Origin of the sequence: Dickeya ananatis, from assembly GCF_019464615.1 — a bacterium.
In the GTDB taxonomy this organism is placed as follows: domain Bacteria; phylum Pseudomonadota; class Gammaproteobacteria; order Enterobacterales; family Enterobacteriaceae; genus Dickeya; species Dickeya oryzae.
In genome coordinates, this window is record NZ_CP040816.1 from 1740512 (window position 1) to 1753536 (window position 13025).

At 48.2% G+C, this 13025-nt stretch carries 13 protein-coding genes; 4 read left to right on the forward strand and 9 right to left on the reverse strand.

What is annotated here, in order from left to right; all coding sequences use genetic code 11:
* Nucleotides 1-74: 74 nt before the first annotated feature.
* The 8 genes from kdgM to kduI form a co-directional block, all read right to left on the reverse strand.
* Nucleotides 75-785 carry an oligogalacturonate-specific porin KdgM gene (gene kdgM / locus FGI04_RS07590; RefSeq protein WP_342700922.1) on the reverse strand — a complete coding sequence of 237 codons (711 nt, stop codon included), beginning with the start codon at nt 783-785 and terminating at the stop codon, nt 75-77.
* Between the two features lie 249 nt (nt 786-1034).
* Nucleotides 1035-2327, reverse strand: coding sequence for an ABC transporter substrate-binding protein (locus tag FGI04_RS07595; RefSeq protein WP_248589711.1), 1293 nt, complete (start codon nt 2325-2327; stop codon nt 1035-1037).
* A 14-nt stretch (nt 2328-2341) separates the two neighbouring features.
* Nucleotides 2342-3469, reverse strand: coding sequence for an ABC transporter ATP-binding protein (locus tag FGI04_RS07600; protein WP_012884635.1), 1128 nt, complete (start codon nt 3467-3469; stop codon nt 2342-2344).
* A gap of 13 nt (nt 3470-3482) precedes the next feature.
* Entirely contained in the window at nt 3483-4385 is a 903-nt protein-coding gene (locus FGI04_RS07605) for a carbohydrate ABC transporter permease (protein ID WP_342700921.1), read from the reverse strand.
* On the reverse strand, nt 4378-5268 hold the full coding sequence (locus tag FGI04_RS07610) for a carbohydrate ABC transporter permease (RefSeq protein ID WP_022633693.1): 891 nt from the start codon (nt 5266-5268) through the stop codon (nt 4378-4380). Before FGI04_RS07610 ends, FGI04_RS07605 begins: the two co-directional genes overlap by 8 nt.
* 43 nt (nt 5269-5311) lie before the next feature.
* Nucleotides 5312-6943 (reverse strand): pectate disaccharide-lyase PelW, encoded by a 1632-nt coding sequence (pelW, locus tag FGI04_RS07615; RefSeq protein ID WP_407336532.1) that lies wholly within the window; start codon nt 6941-6943, stop codon nt 5312-5314.
* Nucleotides 6944-7203: 260 nt separating this feature from the next.
* On the reverse strand, nt 7204-7965 hold the full coding sequence (gene kduD, locus FGI04_RS07620; RefSeq protein WP_012884638.1) for a 2-dehydro-3-deoxy-D-gluconate 5-dehydrogenase KduD: 762 nt from the start codon (nt 7963-7965) through the stop codon (nt 7204-7206).
* A 180-nt stretch (nt 7966-8145) separates the two neighbouring features.
* On the reverse strand, nt 8146-8982 hold the full coding sequence (kduI, locus tag FGI04_RS07625; protein WP_342700919.1) for a 5-dehydro-4-deoxy-D-glucuronate isomerase: 837 nt from the start codon (nt 8980-8982) through the stop codon (nt 8146-8148).
* Between the two features lie 321 nt (nt 8983-9303).
* Here kduI and FGI04_RS07630 point away from each other — a divergent pair, with 321 nt between their 5' ends.
* Both FGI04_RS07630 and FGI04_RS07635 read left to right on the forward strand, forming a co-directional pair.
* Complete coding sequence (locus tag FGI04_RS07630) at nt 9304-9636, forward strand: cupin domain-containing protein (protein ID WP_012884640.1); 333 nt, start codon at nt 9304-9306, stop codon at nt 9634-9636.
* Between the two features lie 266 nt (nt 9637-9902).
* Nucleotides 9903-10451, forward strand: a complete 549-nt coding sequence (locus FGI04_RS07635) for a YniB family protein (RefSeq protein WP_407273425.1) — start codon at nt 9903-9905, stop codon at nt 10449-10451.
* Between the two features lie 69 nt (nt 10452-10520).
* On the opposite strand, the gene FGI04_RS07640 is transcribed toward FGI04_RS07635, so the two are convergent.
* Nucleotides 10521-11378: a fructosamine kinase family protein gene (locus FGI04_RS07640; RefSeq protein ID WP_342700917.1), complete on the reverse strand. Its 858-nt coding sequence runs from the start codon at nt 11376-11378 to the stop codon at nt 10521-10523.
* 1236 nt (nt 11379-12614) lie between these two features.
* Here FGI04_RS07640 and FGI04_RS07645 point away from each other — a divergent pair.
* A complete protein-coding gene (locus FGI04_RS07645; RefSeq protein WP_071526204.1) occupies nt 12615-12731 on the forward strand; it encodes a DUF2627 domain-containing protein in 117 nt (38 codons plus the stop codon).
* 39 nt (nt 12732-12770) lie between these two features.
* On the forward strand, nt 12771-12980 hold the full coding sequence (gene cspE, locus FGI04_RS07650; RefSeq protein ID WP_012769694.1) for a transcription antiterminator/RNA stability regulator CspE: 210 nt from the start codon (nt 12771-12773) through the stop codon (nt 12978-12980).
* Nucleotides 12981-13025: the final 45 nt, after the last annotated feature.

Here is a 13025-nt window from a genome sequence, read left to right on the forward strand (position 1 = left end):
TAATAAAAATGTCGCAATAATAACACGGTTATTATCCGTTTTGACGCAATATTCCAGATATCGTGGTCAGTGAATTAGAAACTGTACTGCACACCGACACGGTAACGTGTTTGACGTTCATCGGTGGATTTAGAACCGGCAACGTTACCCACTTCAACATAGGGTTTCCAATTCTTGTCCCATTTATAAGACAATTTCACGTTATGGGTGATCTCGTAATCATCGTTGTCGGCAAGAACAACCTCACCCGAGGTGGCTTTTTTATACTCCAGCTCGTAACCGATGGTGTAAACTTGCAGGAAGTTATAGTCGATATTACCGGTTAACGTATAACCTTTATCTGTCGTATTGTCCTTGCCAATATTGCCACTATTACGTTTGAAGTAAGGACGATAACGTAACGCGACAGACAAATCATCGGTGACATTAGCACGACCGCGAATGTAAGGGCGATAGTTGTTGCCGGATGATCCTGATTCTAAAGACAAACCTGGCTCAATGGAAAAGGTGTTGTTGAATTTGTAAACATAACTGGCAATCACTTCAGTTCCGTTGCTGACTTGCTCATTAAAGGGTTTATCCGGCGTTTTGTCATTGCTGGATTGCGCCCATTTCACTTCAGAAGATAATCCGAAACCATTAGCAAAGCGATGAGCAATTGTCAGACGGTCTTTATGACCCGCCTTAGCGGTATCCTGCATTTCATGACGATAATCGATGGATACAGCTAAAGCATTAATGCTAACCAGAGATGCAACAGCCAAAGTTAATAACTTAATCTTCATTGTATTTTCCCTATATATATACAGATAAAGAAAAGAATAAAAAAATAAAATCGATGTGTTCTTATGGAACGAGTTCTATTTTATGGATTATTTGGTTTCGTTTTGTGATCTTGATCTTTTAGAATCACAATGAATTCAAAATCATTTCAAATTGTGACGATGATCGACAGAATGATTCTTTTTGTTTCAATTTAAATAAAAAAGCCCCGGCTTAGCGCTCGGGGCTTTAAATAGAAAATCAAATGGCAATTATTCTTTCATTGCGCGTTTCAGAATACGATCAGCCTGCCGTTGGAAATATTTAGCCGTTTCTTCCACAGATTTCTGACCATAATCGATATACTGAATGGCATCACCAAACAATGCGACAATTTGTGGGTCATCGAAATAAGGTGATGTCTTGGTTTCATGTGGTAAAGACAATGCCAGATTCAGACCAGCCACGGATGGATCGTTGTCTTTGATCACACCATCAGCACGCAATTGAGCGACGGCTGCTTTGCTCAACGGCACGCCACGCTCCAGGCCCAACGCCTGAATCCCTTCTTTGCTGTTCAATAGGTAGTTGATCAGCATGGCCGCTTCTTTCGGATGCTTGCTGGATTTGCCGATGGACAACATCTGAGCAGGTTTGAAGAACAGCCCTGCCTCTTTAGCACCTGGCAGCATGGGGTAGGAGCCTAACTCCAGTTTGGCCGGTGGCTGCAGGTTGTCGGAGTATTTGGTGATGGTGGAGTTCCACATGTAAGTACCGCCCCAGTCACCCGCAATCCATGGCTTCATTTCATACATGTTGCTCTTGCCAAACGAGGCGTAGTACTTCGCAGACGGCATGACGTGGGAGTCAACCAGCTTTTTATACGTCTCGAAGAATTCTACCCACTGTGCCTCGGTATAAGAGAATTTCTTGTTCTTCTCGTCTACCGCCGGGATGTTGTATTTCTGAACCATGTAGGAGTTCAGCAGTGCCAGAGAATCCTGATGCTCCAGTACCAGCGGGTAGAATTGGTCGCCCAGTTTTTCCTTGAAGACTTTACCGGCGTTCATCAACTCATCCCAGTTTTTCGGGTAAGTTAAGCCAGATTTCTTCCAGGTTTCGGTGTTGTAATAGAACACACGTGCTGTCACCGAGATCGGGATCCCGTTCAGTTTGCCGTCGACAGTCGTGGCCTGCAGTTCTTTGGCATCAAACTGCGACAGATCCAGTACGTCTTTCACCTTGTTCAGGTCGTAGAAACCGTCACCTGTGCGGGAGAAAATCGGCAGCCAGTTCCAGTTGGTCTGCATCACGTCCGGCTCGGTATTACCTGCGATTTGGGTAGTCAGGCGGGACAGGTGACCATCCCAGCCGGTGTATTCTGCTTTAACTTTGATGTCCGGGTACTTTTTCTGGAATTCCTCGATGGCTTTCAATGTCACCTGGTGACGACCGTTACCGCCCCACCATGACATGCGCAGGTCAACCTGGTCAGCAGCAAAAGACTGGTGCGCCATCAGCGCCAGAGAAGAGGCAATTAATGTCCGTAGGATCACTTTTTTCATCGGTTATACTCCTGTTAGAGAGAGATATTTTGTTCTGTTTTTGCATCAAAGATATGGCATTTATCCATATCAAATTTGAAATACACCTGACGATGCATGCTGTTGTTGATAATCGTCCGCGCTTCGTCTGATGGCATACGACTGGTCAACTCAAACCCATCAACCTTGATGTACATAAAGAATTCGTGGCCCATGTTTTCGGCACGCACCAGGTCTCCCTGGAAATGGCCGCCATCGAAAGGTGTTTCCGATACCGTGACGTATTCAGGGCGAACGCCGAAGCAGATATCTTTACCCACATAATTGCGAACTTTGTCCTGCTTGGATTGGTTCAAGCTCATGGTGTATTGGCCGACCTGCAATGAGATCTGACCGTTTTCTTCCAACAGTTTGCCCGGCTTGATGTTCATTTCCGGCGCACCGATAAAACCGGCGACAAACATGTTTTTCGGGAAGTGATACAGGTTATCTGGTGTATCCACCTGCATGATGTGGCCCAGCTTCATCACGCAAATGCGGTCACCCATCGTCATGGCTTCGGTCTGGTCATGGGTCACGTAGACGCTGGTCGCAGGATGCCCACTCTTTTTCAACTGCTTATGCAGATCCGAGATACGGATACGCATTGAGGCACGCAGCTTGGCATCCAGGTTGGAGAGTGGTTCATCGAACAGGAATACATCCGGTTTTTTCACGATGGCACGGCCTACCGCCACACGCTGCGCCTGACCACCGGATAGCTGGCGCGGCAGGCGATCCATCAATTCTTCCAGTTCCAGAATTTTGGCTGCTTCATTCACCTGCGCTTCGATCTTGTCTTTCGGCATCTTGCTGAGTTTCAGACCGAAGGCCAGGTTTTCGCGCACCGTCATGTGCGGATAGAGCGCGTAGTTCTGGAACACCATCGCGATACCGCGATCTTTTGGTGCCAGATTGTTGACGATCTTGTCGCCGATACGAACTTCACCGCCGCTGATGGTTTCCAGACCGGCCAGCATGCGCAGGGTCGTGGACTTGGCACAACCAGACGGACCGACGATGACCATGAATTCGCCGTCTTTGATCGTCAGGTCGATACCGTGAACTGCTTTGAAACCGTTGGAGTAAACTTTTTCCAGTTTGTTGAAAATGACTTCAGCCATGATAAATCCTCAATTAACCTTTAATTCCGCTGCTGGTAACGCCCTGAACGAAGTAGCGCTGCGCCATGAAGAAAATGATGATGGACGGCAGAATGGAGATGCTCGCCATTGCCAGAATTTCGTTCCACGGTGCGCCTTCTGTCACGTCGATAGACATTTTCAACGCCAGCGCAATCGGGTATTTGTCGACGCTGTAAACGTAAATCAGCGGACCGATAAAGTCGTTCATTGACCACATGAACTGGAACAGTGCGACCGAAATGATGGCCGGTTTCAGAATCGGCACTACGACATACCACAGTACCTGCCAGGAGTTGCACCCATCGATCTGTGCGGCTTCTTCCATATCACGCGGTACACCACGCAGGAACTGAATCAGCATGAAGACAAAGAATCCCTGGGTGGCGAATGCAACCGGCACATACAACGGCAGGTAGCTGTTCAGCATGCCCATTTCACGGAACATGATGTATTGCGGAATCAGCAAAACGGTGCTTGGCAACAGCATGGTGGCGATCAGCGTGGCGAACCAAAAGTTCTTCCACGGAATCTCGAACCGGGCAAAACCGTAAGCGACGATGGTGGAAGAAATGACCGTCAACACCACCTTCGGAATCACATACTTGAAGGTATTGATCATGTAGTGACCGAAGTTGTATTCGGTACCGGTTTTCCAACCATTGATAAAACCATCCCAGGTGGCGTGTGTCGGCCACAGGCTGAGGGTGGTGAAGATCTCATGGTTCGGTTTGAACGATGCTGAGAACATCCACGCCAGCGGGTAGAGCATCAGGATGCCGACGGCCAGCAAAATGATGTAGCGGATGCTGGCGCTGATTTTTTCACGGCGCAGCGTGCGGCGAACTTCTTCTGCGGCGATGTTCTGCGCAGAGAGTGGAGAATGAATATCAGCCATTTTTTCCTCCTTTATCGGCGGAATAGAACACCCAGTATTTAGACGATTTGAAGGAGATAGCGGCAAATACGGCTACCACCAGGAACAGCACCCATGCCAGCGCGGCACCGTACCCCATATCGAAATACTTGAACGCGGTATCGTAGATATAGAGCGAGAACAGATAGGTGTAGTGGGTTGGGCCACCACCAGTAATGACATAGGGCGCGGTAAACTCCTGGAACGCCTGCGTTGTCTGCATAATGAAGTTGAAGAAGATAACCGGCGTAATCAGCGGTACGGTGACCTTCAGGAACATCTGCCATTTTGAGGCACCATCGATCATCGCTGCTTCATACTGGGATTGCGGCACGTTCTGCAGAGCAGCCAGGAAGATAACCATCGCGGAACCGAACTGCCACACACGCAGCAAGGTGACTGACATTAACGCCAGCGAGGGTTCGCCCAGCCAGTTAACCGGGTCTAAACCGAAGACGCCGATAAAGCTATTGAGTAACCCATCAATGGCGAACAATGCGCGCCACAGTACGGCGATAGCGACGCTGCTACCGAGAATTGATGGCACATAATAGGCTGTACGGAAAAAACCGATGCCACGTAATTTGAAGTTCAGCACGAATGCGATGAGCAGTGCGAAAATCAGTTTCAGCGGAATGGTCAGGAACACATAAGCAAACGTCACTCCCATGGATTTCCAGAAAAGATCGTCCTCCATAAACATCCGGTGGTAATTTTCCAGGCCGGTGAAGGTGGGCGGACTCATTAAATCGTATTCAGTAAAACTGAGTACGAACGACGAAATAAAGGGAAAAGCGGTAAAAACTATCAGCCCTATTATATAGGGGGAGATATAAGCTAGCCCCAGCATTCTGTTTTCATTCATAATGCTTACCTACTTTTGTAATGGTGAGTCTGTAAAAATAAAATCAATAAATTAGTTTCTCTGGGTAAATAAACTCCGTGTCATAAATAACCCGGCTTTCTCCATTAATCCGATAATCGCCATGGATATATCCCCCTTGGGTTAATATCGTAGGAACTTCCTGACATTTATTTCTGCAGGCGGCGATCAACGTCAACAGAATGGCAGGGAAGGGGTCATCAAGGCGTACATAACGATGGTGTTCAGAGCGCACAAATAAGCCGTGGTGGAAATGACGCTTAAATAAAATTTCCGCCATTTGCCAGGCATATTCCGCCCACTGTGCGGATTGCTGAGTGTGCGCCAGTTCGGTAATTGCCAACAACAGGAATGGTGAGGCGGACTGATGAAAGCCTTCTTTTTCCAACCGTGACAACATCGTCATGATCAACGTATACAGGTCGCTATCGTGACTCAGTCGCCAGGCACGCACCAATGGCAGCAGATAATCACCTTCCAGCGGGAACGGCTTTAACACGGTACCCGCCTTGCCGTAGTAACCATCGCGCTTGAAGCAGTAACCGGTCATGTCCTGGCCATCGTTCCACATCGGCCGCAGGCTATTACTGTCGATATCATAAGCGTATTGGTAGTAATTTTTCAGGCCGGTGATGACCCAAGTGAGTGTTTCGGTATCAGGGTGGTGTTGCAAAATATCGAGCATTGCCAGCGGGTTGTCGATCAGCAATGGACGCATATCGCGGAACAACACATTCGCTTCACGGGCAATGGTGCCAAATTCCGGACCAAACTGCCGCTGTGCGCGGTCGCCAAACCAGGACTGGGTTTGATTGTCATCAGCCGGTACGGGCTGGCGCTGCAATGGCGAACTGAATTGGTAAACCGGCATGCCGGTTTCCGGGTTACGCGCCAATACATACTGCCGGTAGAGGTGTTTACCCCAGTCAGACGCCTGTGTATCACCGCTGTGGCGGGCGTAAACGAAGGCGGCGTAGATCAGGTCAGTACCGGCATTAACGAAGGTTAACCCTTTGGTTAACGGCAGCTCCGGCCATTTGGCAGGGTCGACGACATCATGCCGGGCATGCTCAAAGACGTGTGGATCGCGCATCTTGGCGTAATCGCCGTGGCGCCCCAAATCCAGGCTATCCCAATTTTCTACATGTGCGTTCCAGAATCCCTGAATAAAATGATGGGTTTTTTCAGGGTTGACCTGATACAGGAACTCATAATAAGGAAGATGGTGCTTTAATTCATGTACCAGCGATTTTGATTCTGGTCCTTCACTGGCTAATGTGTCGAGATGAATAAAACGATGGCCACCCCAGTAAAAAAGCCCGCTATTTTCATCGGCAAAGCGGTCCAGAAAATATTCGCACTGAGCAAAAGCAGACTGACGATATTTTTCTGTTTCTGTGACTGCGCTCATGGATATTAATAAACGCAGCCAGTTTTGCTGACTGGCGAAGTTAGAGATTGGTGCATCATGGCCATCGGGAAACCGCCAGACAACGGGAGATTGTGTTTTTATCTCAAATCCGTCAGCCAATAACGGCGTGGGATTGACCGCGCTGTGAGCGTATTGCTGAATCTTTTCAATGTGGCTGTTAATCGCCGATAACCACTGGTCGATTTGCCATTTTCTGCTGGTGTTCAAATCAGTAAAAATACTCATGGACTACCTTCTTGCAGAACTGGAAGAAACAGTTCCTTATAAATAGAAACATTGTTTTGATTGATTATATTGCCCAAGTTATATTTTCGTCATGTGCTCAGTATCGAAAGTGTGATCAAAGTCGGAACGTTGTTTTGAAAATTTTTTATGGAGAATTTGGAAACCGGGAGGGAAGGAGTGGAAAGAGTAACTTGCTGATAGATAGAAGAAAGGCACAATAATACATTGTGCCTTTGTCCATAAAGAAATTTTGTAGAAAATTAGCGAGCCAGCCAGCCACCGTCGACTGCGATGGTGTAACCGTTCACATAATCGGAGGCGCTGGATGCCAGGAACACGGCCGGGCCTTGCAAATCCTGCGGCAGACCCCAACGACCCGCCGGGATACGATCCAGGATTTCTTTGCTGCGGTCTTGATCGGCACGCAACTGCTGGGTGTTGTTGGTTGCCATGTAGCCAGGGGCGATAGCGTTTACATTGATGTTGTGTTTTGCCCATTCGTTGGCCAGCAGGCGGGTGATCCCCATGACGGCGCTCTTGGACGCGGTGTAAGACGGTACGCGGATACCACCCTGGAAGGACAGCATGGAGGCGATATTAATAATTTTACCGCCATGACCCTGTTTGATGAACTGACGGGCAACAGTCTGCGACATGAAGAACACGCTCTTGATGTTCAGATTCATCACATCATCCCAGTTCTTTTCACTGAACTCGATGGCGTCTTCACGACGGATGATGCCAGCGTTGTTAACCAGAATATCCACTTTACCGAACTCAGCTACGGCTTTTTCCACCAGTGCAGCATGACCGGAGATATCGCTCATGTCAGCGGTCAGGCTGAGGAAACGACGGCCTGTGGCAGTGACTTTTTCGATGGTTTCTTTCGGCTCAACGATGTTGACGCCGACGATGTCACAACCTGCTTCTGCCAGACCGACAGCCATACCCTGACCCAGGCCGGTATCACAACCCGTAATCAGTGCCACTTTGCCCTGTAAATTGAATGCATCTAGAATCATAGCTTTAATCTCTCTGTAAACGACATGTTTTGTCGTGAGCTTGTTACTGTAGGGAAATACCGGTTATACCCGTCATTTTTCAGGTTGCCGGTCGAGTGGCCGCTTTCACCATCCCCTCTACGGGACACGGATTTGCCTGCTTGCCGCTTTCCTGCAACACGAAATCTGGTGGGTAAGCCGCTAGCGCAATTCGCTAACTTTGACGTGATCCATGTCTGAGAAAACCTGATTCTCGCCAACCATACCCCAGATAAAGGTGTAGCGTTTGGTGCCTACACCAGAATGAATCGACCAGCTCGGCGAAATCACCGCCTGTTCGTTGTGAACCAAAATATGGCGCGTTTCCTGTGGTTGCCCCATCATGTGAAACACGGCCGTTTCCTCGTCCATATCAAAGTAGAAATACACCTCCATACGGCGCTCATGGGTATGACACGGCATGGTGTTCCACAGGCTACCTTCCGCCAGTTTGGTCAGACCCATAGTAAGCTGGCAGGTCGGTAACACATCAGGAACGATATATTTGTTGATGGTACGTCGGTTGCTGGTCGCGTTATCCCCGATGGTTTGGGGAGACGCATCAGCGGCGGTAATCTTGCGTGTTGGATAAGTGGTGTGAGCAGGCGCGCTGTTATAGTAGAAACGCGCCGGGGCAGACGGGTCTACGCTGGTAAACCGGATATCCCGTGCGCCTTTGCCGATGTAAATCGCTTCTTCGTGACCAATTTCATAGCGCTCGCCGTCAACGCTGACTACGCCGTTGCCGCCGATATTGATGGCGCCCAATTCACGACGCTCAAGAAAGTAGCTGACGCCCAATTGTGTCCCCACGTCTTCGCCTATTGTCACCACCTGATGGACGGGCATAACGCCGCCTACGATGATCCTGTCAATATGGCTATACGTCATGGTGCAGGTGTCTGCATCAAAAATGTGCTCGATCAGAAATTCGCGCCGCAGACCAGCAGTATCAAGCTGGCGGGCGTGGTCGCTGTGGATGCTCTGACGGACTTGCATGGTTGCTCCTCGCTTTCAGATAGACATCAGGCCATGGCCTGACAGGAAAGCGCCGGGCGGAACAGGTCACCTTGCGTGGCAGTGACAACGTCACCTGAACCTTTTTTGCCCGGTTCTTTCGTGTTATGACGCGATAATAGTGCGGTTGAGATGTGAATTCAATAAAAATGAAATAATGTTTTATTTATTTCTTGAGAGACGTCATGGTTTTGCTTATTTTATGTTTAATCTGATGCCGTTGTTACTAGAATAGCGGCATAACCCTTTGTGTTACCTTGTTCACATCAGGGAAGCACGTTGTATTACCTTTGAGGAGAAAGCATGAGAAGGTACTTTATTGACGACGAAACGCCGTGGGAAGAACTGGGCGGCGGTATCAAACGTAAAATCATCACCTGGAGCGATGACCTGATGATGGTATGCGTCCATTTTGCCAAAGGCGCTATCGGTACGCCACACACACACGACATTCATGATCAGATAGCTTATGTCGCGGCAGGGAGCTTCGAAGTAGTGATTGAAGGCGAAAAGCGCATTCTCAAAACCGGCGATGCTTACATGGCGGTGAAGCATGAAATGCACGGTGTGGTATCGCTTGAAGAAGGCAGTGTACTGATTGATACCTTCTCGCCCAAACGTGCCGACTTCCTCTGAGTTTTTCGCATAATCTGCGTTCTTCTATTTATTTTCTTCTATTAATTAAGGTGTCGGCGACGGTGTCGACACCTTGCTTATATCCTATTCTTATGTTCTGCTTTTCATCGTCTGGATGGCTATCGTGGTCAAAATAGGTAGCCAGGTGGCCGGGAAAGAAAACGTTGACTCTGTTAAAACCTGAAGTACCCTGCTAACGGGTTTTATGGGTCTACACTTTTTGCCCACCGTGGCACTGGGCGTGACGTCACGCACAAGGGGAACACATGACGTATCAACAGGCTGGCCTTTTTGCCGTGATTAAGCGTATTACGGGGTGGGTCGTCTTCCTTCCTGCTTTGCTTTCGACCATTATCTCACTGGCCAATCTCATCCATGCTTTTACCGAGAAAAAGCAGGGGATCAATGGTGTGATGCAGGACTTTTTACATCTGGTTGTTGAGGTGCTGCGTTTCAATACACCGTTTTTAAACCTCTTTTGGTACAACTCACCGGTTCCTGACTTTGGTCGTTTGTCGTCACCCGCTACTGTTATGTTTTGGCTTATTTATGTGCTGATGTTTGTTGGCCTGGCATTGCAAGTGTCTGGTTCCCGTTTGTCCCGCCAGGTAAAACATATCCGGGAAGGGCTGGAAGACCAGTTGATTCTGGAGAAGGTCAAAGGGGATGAAGGTAAAACGCGTGAAGAACTGGAGTCACGTGTAGAGCTGCCCCGGCATACGATTTTGTTGCAATTCTTTCCGCTGTACATCCTGCCGATTGTTGTTGGCGTCATCGGTTACCTGACGCTGAAAGTCGTCGGTATAGTGGGGTGAGCTTACCGGGGCTGACGCTGCCCCGGTATCGAGTCTGATTGTCTGCGTACGACGACAACCAGTTGTGCATTATAACAAGTGATGTTCTATCGCCTGTTGAGCTGTCACCACGTGTTTGCCGCCAAACAGGTTCGCACGATTAAGCAGATAGTAAATTTGATAGATTGGCTGTCGCTCAACAAAATTCCTCTCCAGTGGCCAGACGCTTTGGTAGCCATCGTAAATCTGTGGCGGTAACTCAGGGTGCAGCGGCAACATCGCCAAATCACATTCCCTGTCTCCCCAGTAACAGGCGGGGTCAAACAGATAATAGCCACGGTCGGTGTTGAGGGTATTTCCAGACCATAAATCACCATGCAGCAACGACGGTTGTGGATGATGGCCACAAAGGCGTTTTTCCACCAGCGTAATCAGTGCATCGATATCCCCAAAATGTAGCCCTTTTTCGGCTGCCAACTGTAGCTGCCAGCCGATGCGTTGTTCGGCAAAAAAGCTGGACCAGCGGCGCTGCCAGGCATTGGGTTGGGGGGTAGTCGAGAGGTCATTATCAAAATCAAGCCCAAACTGCGGTTGCTCACTCCATTGGTGCAACTGTGCCAACTGCTGCCCCAGCCGCCATGCATCGTGGGCGGATGCGGGTTTGGGAGCGAGGTATTCCAGCAGTAGAAAGCTGTAATCGCGGTTGCTGCCGACACCATAAACAGCCGGTACCTGCACTGTTTGGCTACGCGCCAGGAGTTCCAGTTGCTCGGCTTCTGCCCGAAATTTGGTCAGTAATTCACGGGCATCGCATTTGACGAAAACGTCATACTGGCCGTAACGCAGATACCAGGCGGAATGAACTTCACCACCAGGTAATTCCCGCCGATCCAGGATATCACCGTGGCCAAGATGTTCTTCCAGCAGTTGCTCGATCGTCTGCCACATAGGTCACCTCCCGTTGATGTTGCCGATGTACCATTACGTTAGCGATTTATGCAGAGTAAAAACAGAATCTGGCGCACAGCTGGCAGCGTTATCGTTGCTACCGGAAATGAGGTTTGCAGATGTGCATCACCATGATGCAGAGACTGACCGGTCTGCCCCTCAGAAAAAGATGAACCCGCCGGTGCCGGTATAGACGTGAATGATTGGATAGTGGCGGTAAAGACACAATAACGCGCTGTGTCGGGGTTGTCACGATGGAGATCAAAAAACGAGCACACAACGGTAAATGAACGAACGGAATAGTGAATTTGACGTGGGCTGATGTTGTTTATTACTGGCGGATGCGTCAGAGGTTGATACAGATTAATTTTTTGTTCGGTGCAAAATGTGATCACACCGATTGAATGATGGTGATACAGGCAGCGTGAGAAATATAACTCCGTAACATTATTGACCCATGGAGAAATAAACAACCGGTGTCATCGAGTAATAATCGGGTATAAACATTTTTTCTGCGGCTAAAAAATAGAAATGAATCTGTAATAAACGGGACATAAATCATCATTACATCATTTTTTTGCAAAAATAATGTTATCTCTGTTCTGGGGGGGAATGTGTGACCCGGTAGATCAGGCGTTGCCAGTGTGCTGATTTATTACTCTGGCTAACATGTGTCTGGCAACGCCAGGACGACGGTGGCGGGCTATATGACGATACGGTTACCCAGGCTCAGCATGCGTTTGCGTTCTGAGGAGGCGGTTGTTGAGGATGCTCAGAACTATTTTTCATATCTATTTGCTATGTTTCATTATTATAAAAGCGGATAGTCACGATTGGAAATAGACGTTCTGTCGTGCTGACCGGTTTGAGGGGGTTCTCTTATTACAAAAGAGTAAAAAAGAAAGCCTTAGTCACACTTTTTGCCAACAGTGTCTGGACAGCGACTACATCCTGTGATTGATGAGTAATATTATTTTTTTATGGCATAGTACATTCAGCAATAAGTCGATCATAGCGACTTGCGTAATTGAAATACCGTGCACATAATCAAATGGTTGGGTGCACCGAAGAGAATGCTTTGGTGTATCAATATCCCGGGATATTGTAGAGTGGATATTAATGATACATTAAAGGTTCTAATTTGTGCGACATGTCCATTGCTGGTAAAAAATGGCTTGCCAACGATTACATAGTATGTAATAACGCATCTGGGTAAAACGAGGTACAGTTCTGTATATGAATGGCATTTTCAGTAAAGAAGTCTTGAGTACAAACGTTAGCGTTGAATACCACTTCTCTGCCGATCCTTATTTTAGTGCCTCAAGCAGTAACGACTCTGGTTTTTCTGTATAACGCCTCAGTGCGGTTTAAACTATTCAAGGAAACTTTGAAATGGCAAAGATTAAAGGTCAGGTTAAGTGGTTCAACGAGTCTAAAGGCTTCGGTTTCATTACTCCGGCTGATGGCAGCAAAGACGTGTTCGTACACTTCTCTGCAATTCAGGGCAACGGCTTCAAAACATTGGCTGAAGGCCAGAATGTTGAGTTCGAAATTCAGGATGGCCAGAAAGGTCCTTCTGCAGTGAATGTTGTTGCGCTGTAATTTCCAGCTCATGCCATAAAACCCGCCCTGTGCGGGTTTTTTGCT